Below are 17,145 nucleotides of genomic sequence, written 5' to 3'. Positions count from 1 at the left end.
GTGATCCACATAAGATGTTTGATATTGGTTGATCTACCCCGTCAATTTGGGACAGTTTACTACTTCATTTTCCATTATATATTCAAATTGATATGGAGTCATATAATTTATTGTAGAATGTCTCCTTTTTGTATTATAGTAAGCTTCAATATATTCAAATATTGATAGTTTAGCTTCTTCTCTAGTTTTATATCTTTCATCATGTACTAACTCTACTTTTAAAGTTCCAAAGAAACTTTCACAAGCAGCATTATCGTAACAGCATCCTTTAGAGCTCATACTTGATAGTAGCCAGTGTTCTTTAATAATGTCTTGATATTGTTTGCTACAGTACTGTGACCCTTTATCAGAGTGTATAATCACACCACTAGGAAAATTTCTTCTAAATAATGCCATATTTAAAGAATTACAAACTAAATCCGCTTTCATCCTAGAATCCATTGCCCAACCAATAACTGATCTTGAGAATAAATCTATAATCACACAAAGATACAGCCACCCCTCTTGTGTAGGTACATAAGTTATATCTGTAACCCACCTATGATTTACAGATAAAGCAGTGAAGTTTTGTTCTAATAAATTATCATAAACATGTTTGTTGTGGTTAGAATCTGTAGTTTTCTTATGCTTACGAGCCGCTTTAGCATGTAAACCAAGTAATTTCATACGTTTAGATACTCTAGGTTGAGTAACTTTCCAACCCATATCTTTAAGCTCTTTGTATATCCTAACACTTCCATATCTAGATTTATGTTCATTAAAATAGCATCATCTAGTTCAGCATCATTATATTGCCTTTTACCTATAGGTTTATGAATCCATCTGTAATATGAAGATGTGCTCACATTCAAAGATTTACATAGTGTTGTTACTGGCATAACTTTATAATGCTCCTTAATAAAGGCGTACCTTACAGATTTTGCTTTGCAAAGTACGCTGCTGACTTTTTTAGTATTTCACGCTCTGTTTCTGCCTGTTTGAGTTTTTTCTTCAAATCAGTATTTTCAAAAGATAGTTGCTGGTACTGCGTTTTATAATCTATCTTTATTTCTTTCTGAGGGTTTGACATGGCTTTGGATATCCAACTGCAAATGGTTTTATATTTAACCCCTAAATTATCTGCTATTTCTCGTCTATTTGCATCTGGTTGTAAACATAATTTAACAGCTTCATCTTTAAACTCTTTTGTATATCTCATCTTGTCTCCTTTTCTTAACACCTAAGTGTCCCAAATAGGAGGGTATGATCAAAAAATATATACCGTTGAATTTAAGACTAAAGTTGTCTTGGAAGTATTGGGGAAAGATCAAACAATCACACAGTTATCAGTAAAATATAATATTACGCCCAAAAACATAAATAATTGAAAAACAGCCTTTTTAGAAAATGCTGAGTTGGTAATGGATCCATCCAAATCAGTATCACAATATAAAAAAGACAATGCAAAGCTTCAAACCAAGATAGATCAGTATTCTAAGAAGGTTGGACAACTAACAATTGAGAAGGAATTTCTTGAGGGAAAGCTCGTAAGCTTGGGATTATCTGATAGAAAAGCGATGATTGATCCTAAGCATAAATTATCTGTTGTAAAACAAAGTTTCTTATTAGAAGTTTCTAGAGCTGGTTTATATTACAAGCCTGTGGTTAACGAACATAAAGAAGAAGTAAAAGCAAAGCTTATACAGATACATGAGGAGATTCCCTGCTACGGCTATATAAAAGCTCATAAGCAATTAATAGAAGATGGGTTTAGCATCTGTGAGAACACAGTACAAAAGTATCGTAAAGAGTTAGGCATCAAAGCTATATTGGCGGTGAAAAAACCAAACTTAAACTTATCTGAACCTAACAAAGAGCATGCTATTTATAGTTACAAACTAAAAGGTTTAAGCATATTGAGACCTAATCAAGTTTGGTCTACAGATATTATATATATTAAGACTGATGCTGGCACAGTTTATATGGCAGCTATTATTGATTGGTACTCTAAGGCTGTACTAAGTTGGGAGATATCCAACACTATGGATAGTAGTTTAGTTATGAAAGTTTTAAATGAAGCTCTGTATAAATATGGAGTACCAGAAATATTTAACACTGATCAAGGTAGCCAGTACACATCTAACATTCATATCCAAACATTATTGGATAAAAAAATTACTATATCTATGGATGGTAAAGGTAGAGCAACTGATAACATTTGCATCGAAAGATTTTGGAGAAGTGCTAAATGTGAGAGATTTTATTTAAATCAATATCCTGTCATTGTTGAACTAAGAAACGATGTGGATGATTATATAGATTTTTATAATAATAGAAGATTTCATGAGTCTATCAATTATAAAAAACCTATGGAATTTTATTACGATAACTTATTGGAAAAACGGGCGGCTTAGATGGGAACTAAATAATTAAAAATATTGTTTAATTTATTGGGGTAGTATATTCCGATACAAGGATTTAGGGTTACTATAGTTGAAGAAAATGGGGCAGTAATAGAATTTATACAAACTAATTTAACAGAAGAAGAAATATGGAATGAAATTAAATATAGTAATTCAAATATTTATCCTAAGTTTTAAATATTAACAAAAAATTTATAGAAGACTTAAGAAATATCTGCTGATGTAATGGTGGGCCCAGTAGGACTCGAACCTACGACCTACGGATTATGAGTCCGGCGCTCTAACCAACTGAGCTATAGGCCCAAAACATAAGCAAGATTATATTTAAAATAAGGTTATTAGTCAATATTTATTTTAAATATATAGCTTTTTATTTATATATTTTTGAAGATGTACCAACAATTAGAGGATCAGGTGAAATAGCAATTTTAGAATCTTTGTTATCATAATCAACATTACTTAAAATATGCCTTATTGCATTCAGTCTTGCTCTCTTTTTGTCATCTGATTTAACAATCACCCAGGGAGCGTATGGTTTGTCTGTATAAATAAACATCCTTTCTTTAGCTTCTGTATAATCATCCCACTTATTTAGAGATGCTTTATCTATAGGACTTAGCTTCCATTGTTTGAGAGGGTGTAACTCACGAGCTATAAATCTATTTTTTTGTTCTTGTTGGCTTACTGAGAACCAAAATTTAATTATAATATTTCCACTATCTACGAGCATTTTTTCAAGTTGGGGAGCTTGCTCCAGGAAGGAGAAATATTCTCTTTCAGTACAAAATCCCATAACTCTTTCTACACCTGCTCGGTTATACCATGATCTATCGAAGAGAACTATTTCTCCTCCGGATGGGAGGTGCTCAATGTATCGTTGGAAATACCATTGATTTCGTTCTCTTTCCGAGGGTTTCTCCAGAGCAATAACTTTAGCTCCACGAGGATTAAGATGCTCCATCATCCTCTTAATAGTCCCACCTTTTCCAGCAGCATCTCGACCCTCAAAAATAATTAATACTTTTTTGTTATTTTCTTTTACCCATCGTTGGAATTTTAACAATTCTATTTGTAAGTAATGTTTTTGTTTCTCATAAACTTTACGATGTATTTTATGTTTATATGGAAAAATATTTTCAACAAAAAGCTTTTGGTGTTCTTCTTGACTTAAAACTTTCATAAACAACACTCAAATAATTAATTTGAGTAATATATTAGCATATGGAGATAGTAAATAGATAGGTTAATTTTTTACAGGTTTTATGTTTAATTTAAAGCTAAATATAATATAGAAAGCTGTAAACAAAATTATTATTGCAATAATTGGCGAAGGAGTTTTAATAGGATAAATAAGAACCGCTAAGAATATTAACGTTGAGGCTAGCATAGTGAATATAAAAGTGAATAATTTTACTGCTTTACTATTACTAATATTCTCTGTTCTTGAAAGATAGATATATTTTATAGGTATAAAAGAAAATATTGTTAATACAGTTATTGTAAGTTCATTAATTAATTGTGAAGATTGAAAGCATAGCATAAAAATCACGATTACATTCCAGTAACTTGGGAAACCGACAAAAAAATTGTTGTTAGTTTTAGCATTTATTTGACAGAACTGGTATGATGATGAAATTGTTATCATTACTACTACGGGAATTAGCCATTCTTGGCTAACAACACCAGAAACATATATCCAGATGCAAGGTACAATTGAGTACGTTGTGAAATCTATTATATTATCCAAAAGAGCCCCGTCTAATGGCGCAAGTTTTTTGATATCTACTAGTCGAGCTAAACTCCCATCTATTGAATCAATAAATATTGCTATTATAATACTAAACATAGAAAGTCTAATATAATGCTGATGTAGGCTTATTTGGTTAGTTACACTCGCTTTAGCTGCTTCAATTGAAAAAATAATGGCTAATATACCAAATACAGCTCCTAGAGATGTGAAAAGGTGTACTAACCAAGCATATATTTTTTGTATTGTCTGCATATTAAATTGACTTATTTATAGATAAATTTATCAAATTGTAGCAAAAATAATTAATAGTTTCTATTAATAACTAAATTAATAAGTTTCTCAAGCTTTGCTAAATTTAGTTTTCTTTCTTCAAACTCATAGAGAATGGTATCAATTTGTTTTTTTTTACTATTAAGATATTTATTAGCTTTATCTAAGCCCATCAAGGAAACATACGTTGATTTATTTGCAGCTATATCTTTAGCACTTGTTTTACCTAACTCTTCTGATGTTTTTGTAACATCCAAAATGTCGTCTTTAATTTGAAAACATAGACCAATTAGCTCAGAAAGTTTGATTAAGGAAGTTTTTGTATTAGAACAGTGATTATCTAAAGTTAAGTAAGGAAGTAAGATGCTAGCCGTAAACATTCTTGCAGTTTTATTGATATGGACAATTTCTAGAGTATCTAGTTTGAGCTTTTTATTCTCTCCTTCAATATCGAGTTGTTGACCTGCTACCATACCAGCTGAGCCAGAGCATTGACAAAATAATTTGTTAATGCTTCTAAGCTGGGAAATATTGTTTATTTTAATATCTTGCATTACTTCAAAAGCTAGTGCTTGAAGTGCATCACCAGCTAAAATTGCTGTGGCTTCATCAAATTTTATGTGACAAGTTGCTTTACCTCTACGTAGATCATCATTATCCATAGCAGGTAAATCATCGTGAATTAATGAGTATGTATGAATTGCTTCTATTGCAAATGCTACCTTATGACAGTTATTGATATCTAGATTAAAGATTTCGCCTATAGAATAGACAAATTGCGCTCTTACTCTTTTCCCACCACCAAAAAAACTGTATTTCATAGCTTCTAATAAGGTGTCGGAACAGCAGTTAATATTATTAAATATATTTTCAGCAAAATTATTAAAGTCTATTAGTATGTTTTCAGTTTTCATAAAAATTTTATAATATTTTCATATTGCTTTTCCAAGACATCACTATGTTTTCTAAAAGTTTTAAGTGATCCGGTAGACATTTTATTTGATAAGTTCGCATTACCTAAAATCTCTACTATATTTTCGGCTAATTCTTTGTGATTGGCTACTTTTGTTAAGGCTTCATTTTCAGTTAGCTCCTTAGAAATCTTACTGAAATTAAACAAGCTTGTACCACTTACAATAGGTTTTGCTAGTGCTGCTGGCTCAAGTAAATTATGACCACCATTATCTATTAAACTACCTCCAACAAAAGCAATATCTGATATGTAGTATAAATCTAGAAGTTCGCCCATTGTATCACCAAGATATACCTGTGTATGGTTGAATACTTCATTTTTAAATAAGCTTCTTTTTTGAAGAGAAAAACATTCATCATTAATGAGTTTTTCTATCCTTAAAAACCTTTCTTTATGTCTAGGGACAATTATTAATAGGCATTGAGGATATTTTTTTAGAATATCTTTGTGCGCTTTAAGTATCTCTTCTTCTTCACCTTGATGGGTACTACCAGCAATCCAAACAGGCCTACTTCCTAGGCTTTCTTTTAAGTTTGCCATTTTTTCCCATAAATTTTCAGGAGTGATAAGGTTGTACTTTAGGTTTCCTGTTAATGATATTTTATCTTTTGGTATGCCTAATGAATGGTACCTTTTTGCATCATTTTCTGTTTGTGCATTTACATGGGAAATTCTACTAAATAAAAATTCTTTGGCAAATGGTAGTTTTGTATAATTACGCATGGATTTTTTTGAAAGTCTTGCATTTGTTATCACTACAGGAACATCTTCATTAAAGCATTTGTTTAAAATATTTGGCCAAATTTCAGTTTCAATTATAATAAATATCTTGGGGTTTAGTTTTGTGAAAAAACTATTAATGAATGGTAAGATATCATAGGGAATATAAAGGTGATGAACATTTTTATAATCTGAATATAAGCGCTCAACAACATCACTTCCTGTAGGAGTTGTCGTTGTTATGACAAAATCATCATCCGGATAGCTTTCAAGTAACTTTTTGACTAAAGGTTCGGCAGAAACCGTTTCACCAACTGAGACAGAGTGTATCCATATACAATTTTTTAAACGAATTGTTGTTTGTCCAAATCTTTCCGACCATCTTTTTCTATAGTTTGGATTTTTTAGGCTACGACGCAGTTTTTTTAAATATATTATAGGTATAGAAATAGTAAATAAACTTGAGTACACATGAGATAGAAGAGAATAAATAAAAGTCTTTAAATGTTTCACATTCTAACCTAAATATTAAATTAATTACTGATAATAGCTATATGTCAAAATATTATAGCATATAATCTAGAATTTAGATAACTTGAGGTGCTATAAAAAATTAAGATAAATCATTAGTAATATTTTTTAAGGCAGTAGCTCTGTGGCTAATTTTATTTTTATACTCAGGTGAAATTTCGGCTAAAGTTTTTCTTAATTCAGTTATGAAAAAGATAGGATCATAACCAAATCCATAATCGCCTTTAGGAGTATATGAAATTTCTCCATTTAGAAATCCTAGTGCAATTATTGGTGTAGGGTCTAGTGGGTGTTTAACATAAGCTAATGCACATACAAACCTAGCTTTCCTACAAGTAACTTTCTTCATTTTATCTAGTAGTTTTATTATATTAGCCTTATCATTCCCATGTTCGCCTGAGTATCTAGCTGAGTATATTCCAGGTTCACCGTTTAATGAGAGAACTTCCAATCCTGAGTCATCTGCTATTGCAGGAAGTCCCGTATGTTGGGAGCAGTTACGTGCTTTTAAAATGGCATTTTCAATAAAGCTAAGGCCAGTTTCATCTGCATCTAGGACATTAAACTTAGTTTGAGGAATTATTTTTATATTTTTTTCAGCAAAAATTTTTGTAAACTCTTGTATTTTACCTTTATTACTTGATGCAAGAACTATTTCTTTCATATTCGTATTACAGCTATTTTTTATAATATTTGCATATATATTAGCAATATTTGTTGTAAATGTTATCCTTTTAGTGTCTTAAAGAAAGTAAAAAATGAGGGTGTTATGAAAATATGTTTTATTGGTAGTGGAAATATGGCATCAGCAATGATTGCTGGTATGGTAGCTCATGGTTATAATACTCAAGATATAGTTATTTTTGATAGGAATGAAGAAAAGTGTCAAAACTTAGTTCAGAAGTATTCCATTAGGATCTCTAACTCTTTGGTAGAAACAGTTAAGCAAGCGGATGTTTTGATATTAGCTATTAAACCACAAGGAATGGTTGATCTAATTAAAGAAATTAGAGATTTTATTACAGCCGGACAAATAATTGTAACAGTTGCAGCAGGAATAGAGACTAATGCATATGAAAAACTCTTTGGCAAAGAAATTTCATTTGTTAGAACAATTCCAAATACACCAAGTAGTCTAGGTTACGGAGCTACTGGAGTATATTTTAATAACAATGTAAATGATACAAGTAAAAACTTGATTATTGATATTATGAAAACTATGGGCACAGTAACTGTAGCTGAGGATGAAAAAGAAATCAATGTTATTGCTGCTATTGCAAGTTCTGGTCCTGCCTATTATTTTCAGTTTATGGAGCATATGATTAATGCAGCCATAAAGAGAGGTTTAGGAAAATTACAAGCAGAGAAATTAGTCGCTCAAACATGTCTAGGAGCAGCGCAAATGGTTTTAAATAGTGATGGAGATATTGCAACTTTAAGGAAAAATGTTACATCGAAAAAAGGTATAACATTTGAAGCGTTAAAGACATTTGAAAAATTTGATCTTGGAAATATTGTAGATAAAGCAATTCAATCAAATATCAACAGGGCAAAAGAGTTAACAAAAGAGTTTAGTGATAGTATATGATTTTTTGCTAATCTCTTCATAATTTAACTATTAATTTTATTATAAGTTAGATATAAGGATTTCAATTATTCTCAATATTGAATAAGTATTTGCTTTATTTACCCTGTAAGGTATACTTGTAAAGATATGTATTATTCTAAATAAAATTAGTTTTTTAATTGAAGTATAAAGGTATATGAACTATGAGATTATTATTAGCAGAAGATGATCTGAATCTAGGAGAAGGGTTGTTGGAAGCTTTACAGAAAGAAGGTTTCGTTGTGAATTTGGTTTCTGATGGCGAGGCTGCACAAACTTTTATAGAGTCAGGTCTTTATGACGTAATAGTATTAGATATTGGTTTACCTATTAAAACAGGCTTAGAAGTTCTTAGAAATATAATAAACAAGGGTATTAAAGTGCCAATTCTTTTATTAACTGCTAGAGATGGTTTAGAAGATAGAATCAAAGGCTTAGATCTGGGTGCTGATGACTATTTGACAAAACCTTTTGAGCTTAAAGAGTTAATAGCGAGAATTAAGGCTATTTCTCGCAGAACGGATAAAAGATTAGGTAAACAGGCTATAGAAGAAATTAAGTTTGGTGATTATAGTTTTAATCCTAGCTCAGAGACTGTTACTAAAAAAGGTATGATTATATCTGTATCTAAAAAAGAATTAGCTCTTCTTACTATTCTAGTGCAAAATGCTGGTAGAGTTGTCCCTAAAACACAGCTTCTAGAAGAAGTTTATGCAACTGATAAGGAGATGGATACAAATACTTTAGAAGTTCATATGCATAATTTAAGGAAGAAACTTAACATTCCTGGTTTTATTCAGACAATAAGAGGCGTCGGTTACTTTGTGCAAAAAGGTAAAGTAGTTAAGTAACCTTATGGAATTATTTAATTATTTCTTGAATTTAGGTTTCACATTCTGGTTACTATTTTTAACTTTAGCCAGTGGTTTGGTCTATGCCATAGACTATGTTTTTTTTCAAAAGTCTAGACTAGCTCATTATAAAGAGCACTTAAAGGGTTTTACTAAGAAACAAAAAAGACAATTTTATAAAGATAATGGTTTAAAAGCCCCATTTATAGCAGATCAAGCAAGATCATTATTTAGTGTCTTTATTATAGTGTTTTTTATAAGAATATTTTTTATTGGAAATTTTTTAATTCCAACAGCATCAATGACACCAACACTGCCAGTTGGTGATTTTATTTTTGTTAATAAAACTGCATATGGTATAAGAGCACCATTTTCAAATGAGACTTTAATAAATATGAGTGAGCCTAAGCGGGGCGATATTGTTGTATTTCATTTCCCTGTTAATCCAAATGTTGACTTTGTTAAAAGAGTTGTAGGCTTACCAGGAGATGTAATATCTTATAAAGATAAGATGTTAACAATAAATGGTAAAAAGCTTAAGTATACTAATTGTGATAAAAATGCTGTAAATTATTATAATCAATCTATGTCAGCTGGTGCAGGAGATACTATTTGTACAGAAGATCTTGATGGTATAAAGCATCAAGTTGATTGGATAGAGTCAGTTAAAGGTAATGATTTTGAAAACTTAAAAGTTCCGGCAGGGCATTACTTTGTTATGGGCGATAACCGTGATAATAGTGAAGATAGTCGTTACTGGGGATTTGTTCCAAAGAAAGATTTGGTTGGAAAAGCTAAATTAGTATGGATGAGCTGGGATAAAATAGATAAAAAATTTCGTTGGGATCAAATAGGAAAGGTTTTTAAGTAGATGATTCCTGAGTATTCTAGACTTTATAACCTTCTTGGTTATAACTTTAAAGACCATACTTTTTTAATTAGAGCTTTAACTCACCGTAGTAAGACAAAAAAAAATTATGAAAGACTAGAGTTTTTGGGCGATTCTATACTTGGTTTTGTAATAGCTGAAGAGTTATATACTCAGTTTCCAGATATGGCCGAAGGGAAGCTTTCACAGATAAGAGCAAAGCTTGTCAAAGGAGCAACTTTAGCTCAATTAGCATTAAGTTTAAAAATTGATGGTTACATCATTTTGGGTGCTAGCGAACAAAGTGGCGGACAAAAACGTCATAAGATTTTAGAAGATGTTTTTGAGGCTATTATTGGAGCTATTTATTTAGATAGCGATTTTACTACAGTTAAGAAAACAATATTGAACTGGTACAAGATAATATTGTCGAATATTAATCTAGATAGTGTTAAGATCAAAGATAATAAGTCAGAACTTCAAGAAATCCTTTTGCAGAACTCCTTGAGCTTACCAGAATATAATATTGAAATTATAGAAGGTAGAGACCATGAACAGTTATTTACCGTTAAAGTGAGTTCATGCGAGTTAGGAATTGATATAAAAGCTCAAGGCACATCACGTAGAAAAGCAGAGCAACAAGCTGCTGGAAAAATGATAGAAATATTAGCAAAACAAGGCTTACATGAAAAAAAATAGACTAAATCTAAATGGTGTAATAGTAGTCGATAAAGTTAAAGGTATTAGTTCAAATAAAATTCTTCAACAGTTAAAACACTTATTTAATGCTCAAAAGGCTGGTCATACAGGAACATTAGATCCTATGGCAACAGGTGTTTTACCAATATGCTTTGGCAGGGCTACTAAGATAGCCCAATATTTACTTGATGCAGATAAGGAATATATAGCAACTATAAAGCTTGGTGTTGAAACTAATAGTGGTGATGCTGAAGGTGATATAATTGCCCAAAATGATAATATACCAGCTTTGACAGAATTTTTAATAGAGGATATATTAAGAAGATTTCGAGGTGAAATATCTCAAGTACCGCCAATGTATTCAGCGCTTAAATATAATGGCCAGCCATTATATAAGCTTGCAAGAGAAGGCAAAAAAGTTGAAATAAAACCTCGTAATATAAAGATATATGAATTAGAGCTGTTAAATTTATCTGAGACCATTATAAAAGTTAAGGTTAAATGTTCTAAAGGAACCTATATTCGAAGCTTAGCTGTAGATATAGGAAAAACATTGGGCTGTGGGGGACATTTGATTGCTTTACAAAGAACTCAAAGTGGTCCTTTTAATTTGGATCAAGCATTTACCCTAGAACAGCTAAAAGATTTAAACTTTACAGAAAAAGTTGCTAGTATAGCTAGTATAGAGAGTGTGTTTGTAGAAAAGCCAATATATTCTCTTGAAGAAAAAGAGAAAGATGATTTATACAAAAGAGGGCTTTTAGCAGATAAACTAAACCTAGATAAAACAGTTAGAATATATGATAATGATAAGTTTGTTGCTATAGCTGAATTTGAGAAAGGTAAATTAATAAGTAAAAAATTTTTTGATCGGGATATATTGATAAGTGAGTAAATATAGCATACAGAATGATCCTAATAGGGATACAGAAGCACAAAAATATGATAACCCTATACCTAGTAGAGAGGTTATATTAAACTATATAAAAGATACTAAGTTGCCTGTAAGTATCGAAAATATTGCAATGACTTTGGAAATTTTTAAGAAAAGTTTATTCGAGGGGTTAGTTAATCGCCTTGGCGCAATGGTTAGAGATGAGCAACTGGAAAAAGATAAATCATATTATAGTCTTCCAAAAATGACTCCTATTTATATAACCTCTAAAGTTACATCTGATAGAAGTTCACGACTAGAGTTATTTAGTAATACATTAAATACTAAAGTATGTATTGTATCGCACCAATCAAAATTGGTGATGGTTGGTGATGAAGTTACAGCTAAGGTTTTAGGTGTAAATAAAAGAGATAGGATTGAAGCAGAAGTAAAAACCATTGTTTCAAGAGCTCAAAAAATTGTGACAGGATATTATTATAAGAGTTTTGATTGTCATTTTTTAAAGCCAATAAGTAAAAATATAACTAGTGATATAGCTCTCTTGTCACCAAAGGAGAAAATAGAACATAACTCATTAATAGAAGCAGAAATAGTAGTTCAGCCAAGTGTAAATAGTTGCGCTGTTGCCAGATTTAAGCAAGAGGTTGAAGCTGTATCGCCTGTCAAGGAAGCTATAATGCTGGCTGCACAAAAGTATGATTTAGTTGAACAGTGGGGTAAAAAAGCGCTTAGATATTTAGATAATATTTCTGAAGATATTTCTGTAGGAAGTAGAGTTGATTTGCGTGATAAGCATTTTGTAACTATTGATGGTGAGGATGCTAAAGATTTTGATGATGCTGTATATGCACATAAGGCTAAAAGTGGTAGTTGGAAATTATATGTTGCAATTGCGGATGTTTCAAATTATGTGGCTAAAGATTCGGCATTAGATTTAGATGCTAAACGTCGCTCAACTTCAGTTTATTTTCCTGGGTTTGTTATACCAATGTTACCTGAAAAGCTCTCTAATGGACTATGTTCATTAAGGCCAAAAGAAGATCGATACTCTCTTGTTTGTGAGATGAATATTAGTAAAGAAGGTAAGCTTTCAAGATATAAGTTCTATTCAGCAGTTATTAACTCAAAAGCACGTCTTACTTATACAGAAGTAGCTAAACTTTTGGAGAAAAAACAGAATATTATTGTTGATGAAAACCCACAATTGGTGTCTAATTTATTTGATTTATACGACTTGTTTAAAATATTGCATAGTGCTAGAGAACAAAGAGGTGCTATAGATTTTGATACTGTTGAAACACAAATAATCCTTGATGAACATAATCATATAGGCTCAATTGTTCCAAGACACCGTAATGATGCTCATAGGCTGATTGAAGAATGTATGCTTGTGGCGAATGTTGCAGCTGCTAAATTTATGATTAAGTATAAAAAAACTTCTCCGTTTAGGGTTCATAGTGAGCCTAAAGAAGACCGTATGGAAACTCTAAAAAAATATCTATCGAGACACGGTATTCATCTAGCTTATGGTAAAAATGGTAAAGTTACACCAAAAGCATTGTCAGAAATGCTTGAGAGTATAAAGGATCGTGCTGATTATGATGATATTCAAATGATGACCTTGCGTAGTATGAACCAAGCAATTTATAGTATAAATAATGATGGACACTTTGGTTTAGCATACAAAGAGTATACTCACTTTACCTCGCCAATTCGTAGATATCCTGATTTGGTTGTGCATAGACTTATTAAATCAATAATTGCTGAATATAAGCATGGAGGGGCAGATTATAAAGATTCTGAACTGGCTAATATTTGTGATAATGCTTCACAACAAGAACGTAATGCTGATGGGGCTTCTAAGCAAGTAGAGAATTGGCTTAAATGCTATTTTATGCAAGACTATATCGGCCATGTTTTAGAGGCGCAAGTTAAGCATGTGAATGGTCTAGGTCTTTTTGCAGAGCTAAAAGATATGTATATAGAAGGTTTAATACATGTCTCAGCAATCCCTGGAGACTATTATATCTATGATGAAACTAAAGATATACTCATAGGTAAAAGAACTCACAAAATTTATAAAATTGGCCAGGACATAACTGTAAGAGTTGTCAGGGCTGATTTAGAAAGAGCACATATAGATTTTGAATTATATGATCCTCGTAGTGGAAAACCTTTTAATGAAAATACTTCGGAAAGGCTAACAGACAAAAAGCCTAAGAAAAACAAAAAGATCAAAAAGAAAAGAGTTCGCAGAAGAAAGGTTAAACCTAATAAAAAGGAAGTTAATAATGCTTAGGGTGCTTCATAACCATTTGAAATCTCTAAAATCTTAAACCAATCTTGGACATCTAAATCTATTTCTTGAGATTTAACAGTATTTTCTAATCTTGAGATATTTTGACTACCTATAATTACTTGAGGATTAGCAGGGTGTTTGAGTAACCACGCCATAGCAATTTGATCAATGCTATTTACACTATATTTAGTAACTAGAGTTTGTATAAATGCGACAAGCTCTTTTTCTTTAACTGTTTTAGGGTCAAAAATTTTACCACCAGCTAAAGGTGACCATGCCATAGGACGAATTTTACGTTGTTGTAGTTGATCTAAAGTACCATCATAAAAAGTATCTGTATGTAGTACTGATACTTCAACTTGGTTTGTTTTTAGAGGTATATAGCTATTTAACAGATTAAACTGTGATGGCGTGAAATTTGAAACACCAAACTCTTTTACTTTGCCTTCTTTACGCAGCTGCTTAAAGGAGTTAGCGATTACTTCAGCATTCATAAGAGGGCTAGGTCTATGCACTAATAATAGATCAAGGTAATCAGTACATAGGTTTCTAAGAGAATTCTCAGCAGACTCTACAATACTTGCTTGAGATAAGTTATAGTGCTTAACTTTATTGTTTGGAGTGGAGTCACATTCAAATTTGATGCCGCACTTACTTACGATTTGCATTTTATCAAGCAGGTGAGAATGATTTTGAAGAGCATCACCAAACAGCTTTTCACACTTATATTCACCGGAGATATCAGCATGATCCATTGTTGTTAAACTATCCTTGTTATTCAATACCACTTTATAAAATATTTTTATTCCTTGCTTTTATGCAGCATCTAAAATACCAGAATATACTTCATCAGGAGTCATATATCCAATACTAGAATGTAGTCTTTCATTGTTGTAAATATCAATATATTCTTTGATACCTACTTTAGCCTCTTTCATAGTTATATATGATGCAGGATAAACATTTTCATATTTCAGTGTTCTCCAAAATCTCTCAATTGCAATATTATCTATAGATCTTCCTTTAGCATCCATAGATATATTTATTTTATTATCAGATAATATTTTAATATGCTCTTTTGCTGTATATTGAGTTCCTTGATCAGAGTTAAAGATATCAGGTTTACCATATTTAAATAACGCTTCTTTTAACACACTAGTTGTTAGATGTGTATCCATAGTATTAGAAATCTTCCAAGCTAGTGTTTTCTTGCTATGCCAATCTATTATGGCTACTAAATATGCATACCCACATTCTAGTCTAATATACGTGATATCAGCACTCCATACCTTATTAGCTTTATCTATAACAACCTGATTCGTCTCATTTTTAAATACATTAAGTAAGTATGGATATTTCTTGTGTTGCTTATTAATGACAGTTGTCTTTTTTTTAGGATACAATGCCTTAATACCCATTAATTCCATAGCACTTTTGATTAGCTTCCTTCCAACTAGAAATCCTAATCTATTTAGCAACTTTACTAGCCTTCTCGTACCATAATATGGATGTTTAGTATGTATCAAATCTATTGCATTTAATAGTTTAATATCATCATTATGATCATACCCTCCTATTTGGGACACTTAGGTGTTAAAAAAAGGAGACAAGATGAGATATACAAAAGAGTTTAAAGATGAAGCTGTTAAATTATGTTTACAACCAGATGCAAATAGACGAGAAATAGCAGATAATTTAGGGGTTAAATATAAAACCATTTGCAGTTGGATATCCAAAGCCATGTCAAACCCTCAGAAAGAAATAAAGATAGATTATAAAATGCAGTACCAGCAACTATCTTTTGAAAATACTGATTTGAAGAAAAAACTCAAACAGGCAGAAACAGAGCGTGAAATACTAAAAAAGGCACAGCGTACTTTGCAAAGCAAAATCTGTAAGGTACGCCTTTATTAAGGAGCATTATAAAGTTATGCCAGTAACAACACTATGTAAATCTTTGAATGTGAGCACATCTTCATATTACAGATGGATTCATAAACCTATAGGTAAAAGGCAATATAATGATGCTGAACTAGATGATGCTATTTTAATGAACATAAATCTAGATATGGAAGTGTTAGGATATACAAAGAGCTTAAAGATATGGGTTGGAAAGTTACTCAACCTAGAGTATCTAAACGTATGAAATTACTTGGTTTACATGCTAAAGCGGCTCGTAAGCATAAGAAAACTACAGATTCTAACCACAACAAACATGTTTCTGATAATTTATTAGAACAAAACTTCACTGCTTTATCTGTAAATCATAGGTGGGTTACAGATATAACTTATGTACCTACACAAGAGGGGTGGCTGTATCTTTGTGTGATTATAGATTTATTCTCAAGATCAGTTATTGGTTGGGCAATGGATTCTAGGATGAAAGCGGATTTAGTTTGTAATGCTTTAAATATGGCATTCTTTAGAAGAAATTTTCCTAGTGGTGTGATTATACACTCTGATAAAGGGTCACAGTACTGTAGCAAACAATATCAAGACATTATTAAAGAACACTGGCTACTATCAAGTATGAGCTCTAAAGGATGCTGTTACGATAATGCTGCTTGTGAAAGTTTTTTTGGAACTTTAAAAGTAGAGTTAGTACATGATGAAAGCTATAAAACTAGAGAAGAAGCTAAACTATCAATATTTGAATATATTGAAGCTTACTATAATACAAAAAGGAGACATTCTACAATAAATTATATGACTCATATCAATTTGAATATATAATGGAAAATGAAGTAGTAAACTGTCCCAAATTGACGGGGTAGATCATTACTACTAAATTTTGATATTGGTGTATAATAGTACACACTCTTAGATACAGATAATAGTTTAAGCTGATTATTTAAAGATAATTCTAGCTTAGTATCTACAGAGTTTACTCTATCATTTGATGATACCAAGCTTTTTAGCTTTCCCATTAAAAAATCCCTCTCTACTATTACCTCGACTAGTTTTTTACTTGTTGCATCTTTATCTTTTCTAAGCTCATCTATTTCCTGCTTATACTCCTTAACAACAGAGCTTTTATCAAATGCTAAGCAAGCATTAGATAAAAATTGCTGCTTCCAATTGTGCACGTTTTTAGGAAGTAAATCATACTTACTTGCTATCTCATTAACTGTCATATCGCCTTCTAGCAATTCTATAATTACTTTAGCTTTAAAATCAGCTGTATACGTTACTCTTTTTTTACTCATTTATCTATTTCCTAATTTATCTAGTTAAGTTTAACATCTAGGAATAAAAATCTTTCTAAAATCAGTAGCTTTTTC

General features: G+C 31.3%; 22 protein-coding genes and 1 tRNA gene. 11 read left to right on the top strand and 12 right to left on the bottom strand.

Annotated elements, in window-relative coordinates; all coding sequences use genetic code 11:
* Positions 1-33 precede the first annotated feature (33 nt).
* The 3 genes from CDV26_RS09385 to CDV26_RS09375 are packed head-to-tail and all read right to left on the bottom strand — an operon-like array spanning position 34 to position 1,219.
* A complete protein-coding gene (locus CDV26_RS09385; RefSeq protein WP_088773470.1) occupies positions 34-705 on the bottom strand; it encodes an IS3 family transposase in 672 nt (223 codons plus the stop codon).
* Entirely contained in the window at positions 663-878 is a 216-nt protein-coding gene (locus CDV26_RS09380) for a hypothetical protein (protein WP_088771820.1), read from the bottom strand. Before CDV26_RS09380 ends, CDV26_RS09385 begins: the two co-directional genes overlap by 43 nt.
* 32 nt (positions 879-910) lie before the next feature.
* A complete protein-coding gene (locus CDV26_RS09375; protein WP_157671249.1) occupies positions 911-1,219 on the bottom strand; it encodes a transposase in 309 nt (102 codons plus the stop codon).
* A 4-nt stretch (positions 1,220-1,223) separates the two neighbouring features.
* Here CDV26_RS09375 and CDV26_RS12250 point away from each other — a divergent pair, with 4 nt between their 5' ends.
* A complete protein-coding gene (locus CDV26_RS12250; RefSeq protein WP_157671575.1) occupies positions 1,224-1,367 on the top strand; it encodes a hypothetical protein in 144 nt (47 codons plus the stop codon).
* 33 nt (positions 1,368-1,400) lie between these two features.
* Positions 1,401-2,393 (top strand): IS3 family transposase, encoded by a 993-nt coding sequence (locus CDV26_RS09370; RefSeq protein ID WP_088773054.1) that lies wholly within the window; start codon positions 1,401-1,403, stop codon positions 2,391-2,393.
* 235 nt (positions 2,394-2,628) lie between these two features.
* Here CDV26_RS09370 and CDV26_RS09365 read toward each other — a convergent pair.
* The 6 genes from CDV26_RS09365 to rdgB form a co-directional block, all read right to left on the bottom strand.
* Positions 2,629-2,705 (bottom strand) — tRNA-Ile (locus tag CDV26_RS09365).
* Between the two features lie 67 nt (positions 2,706-2,772).
* Positions 2,773-3,582, bottom strand: coding sequence for a polyphosphate kinase 2 (gene ppk2 / locus CDV26_RS09360; RefSeq protein WP_088773053.1), 810 nt, complete (start codon positions 3,580-3,582; stop codon positions 2,773-2,775).
* A gap of 63 nt (positions 3,583-3,645) precedes the next feature.
* Entirely contained in the window at positions 3,646-4,404 is a 759-nt protein-coding gene (locus CDV26_RS09355) for a CDP-alcohol phosphatidyltransferase family protein (RefSeq protein ID WP_088773052.1), read from the bottom strand.
* A gap of 50 nt (positions 4,405-4,454) precedes the next feature.
* Complete coding sequence (locus CDV26_RS09350; protein ID WP_088773051.1) at positions 4,455-5,336, bottom strand: polyprenyl synthetase family protein; 882 nt, start codon at positions 5,334-5,336, stop codon at positions 4,455-4,457.
* Positions 5,333-6,628: a lipid IV(A) 3-deoxy-D-manno-octulosonic acid transferase gene (gene waaA / locus CDV26_RS09345; protein WP_088773050.1), complete on the bottom strand. Its 1,296-nt coding sequence runs from the start codon at positions 6,626-6,628 to the stop codon at positions 5,333-5,335. The genes CDV26_RS09350 and waaA overlap by 4 nt, the downstream gene beginning before the upstream one ends.
* A gap of 100 nt (positions 6,629-6,728) precedes the next feature.
* Positions 6,729-7,310, bottom strand: coding sequence for an RdgB/HAM1 family non-canonical purine NTP pyrophosphatase (rdgB, locus tag CDV26_RS09340; RefSeq protein ID WP_088773049.1), 582 nt, complete (start codon positions 7,308-7,310; stop codon positions 6,729-6,731).
* A gap of 105 nt (positions 7,311-7,415) precedes the next feature.
* Between rdgB and proC the strand changes: the two genes are divergently transcribed.
* From proC to rnr, 6 genes are all read left to right on the top strand, one after another.
* A complete protein-coding gene (gene proC, locus CDV26_RS09335; RefSeq protein ID WP_088773048.1) occupies positions 7,416-8,234 on the top strand; it encodes a pyrroline-5-carboxylate reductase in 819 nt (272 codons plus the stop codon).
* 182 nt (positions 8,235-8,416) lie between these two features.
* On the top strand, positions 8,417-9,103 hold the full coding sequence (locus CDV26_RS09330; protein ID WP_088773047.1) for a response regulator: 687 nt from the start codon (positions 8,417-8,419) through the stop codon (positions 9,101-9,103).
* Between the two features lie 4 nt (positions 9,104-9,107).
* Positions 9,108-9,974, top strand: coding sequence for a signal peptidase I (gene lepB, locus CDV26_RS09325; RefSeq protein WP_088773046.1), 867 nt, complete (start codon positions 9,108-9,110; stop codon positions 9,972-9,974).
* The gene (rnc, locus tag CDV26_RS09320; RefSeq protein WP_088773045.1) at positions 9,975-10,670 is read left to right on the top strand and encodes a ribonuclease III; all 696 of its coding nucleotides are present in this window, start codon (positions 9,975-9,977) and stop codon (positions 10,668-10,670) included.
* A complete protein-coding gene (truB, locus tag CDV26_RS09315) occupies positions 10,657-11,565 on the top strand; it encodes a tRNA pseudouridine(55) synthase TruB (protein ID WP_088773044.1) in 909 nt (302 codons plus the stop codon). Before rnc ends, truB begins: the two co-directional genes overlap by 14 nt.
* Positions 11,558-13,864, top strand: a complete 2,307-nt coding sequence (gene rnr / locus CDV26_RS09310; protein WP_088773043.1) for a ribonuclease R — start codon at positions 11,558-11,560, stop codon at positions 13,862-13,864. The genes truB and rnr overlap by 8 nt, the downstream gene beginning before the upstream one ends.
* On the opposite strand, the gene CDV26_RS09305 is transcribed toward rnr, so the two are convergent.
* Positions 13,861-14,619, bottom strand: coding sequence for an aldo/keto reductase (locus tag CDV26_RS09305; protein ID WP_088773042.1), 759 nt, complete (start codon positions 14,617-14,619; stop codon positions 13,861-13,863). The genes rnr and CDV26_RS09305 overlap by 4 nt on opposite strands.
* 60 nt (positions 14,620-14,679) lie before the next feature.
* Positions 14,680-15,450, bottom strand: coding sequence for an IS3 family transposase (locus CDV26_RS09300; protein WP_088773041.1), 771 nt, complete (start codon positions 15,448-15,450; stop codon positions 14,680-14,682).
* Between the two features lie 4 nt (positions 15,451-15,454).
* Here CDV26_RS09300 and CDV26_RS09295 point away from each other — a divergent pair, with 4 nt between their 5' ends.
* From CDV26_RS09295 to CDV26_RS09290, 3 genes are read left to right on the top strand one after another with little or no spacing between them, the layout of a single operon-like run.
* Positions 15,455-15,778 carry a transposase gene (locus CDV26_RS09295; RefSeq protein ID WP_157671573.1) on the top strand — a complete coding sequence of 108 codons (324 nt, stop codon included), beginning with the start codon at positions 15,455-15,457 and terminating at the stop codon, positions 15,776-15,778.
* Positions 15,779-15,794: 16 nt separating this feature from the next.
* Positions 15,795-16,010 carry a hypothetical protein gene (locus CDV26_RS12245; protein ID WP_088771820.1) on the top strand — a complete coding sequence of 72 codons (216 nt, stop codon included), beginning with the start codon at positions 15,795-15,797 and terminating at the stop codon, positions 16,008-16,010.
* A complete protein-coding gene (locus tag CDV26_RS09290; RefSeq protein WP_088773039.1) occupies positions 15,968-16,597 on the top strand; it encodes an IS3 family transposase in 630 nt (209 codons plus the stop codon). Before CDV26_RS12245 ends, CDV26_RS09290 begins: the two co-directional genes overlap by 43 nt.
* On the opposite strand, the gene CDV26_RS12240 is transcribed toward CDV26_RS09290, so the two are convergent.
* The gene (locus CDV26_RS12240) at positions 16,576-17,070 is read right to left on the bottom strand and encodes a transposase (protein WP_157671571.1); all 495 of its coding nucleotides are present in this window, start codon (positions 17,068-17,070) and stop codon (positions 16,576-16,578) included. The genes CDV26_RS09290 and CDV26_RS12240 overlap by 22 nt on opposite strands.
* Positions 17,071-17,145: the final 75 nt, after the last annotated feature.

It is taken from the genome of Francisella halioticida, assembly GCF_002211785.1.
GTDB lineage: Bacteria > Pseudomonadota > Gammaproteobacteria > Francisellales > Francisellaceae > Francisella > Francisella halioticida.
Note: the sequence above shows the minus strand (reverse complement) of the source record. Positions and strands in the feature narration are given on the sequence as shown.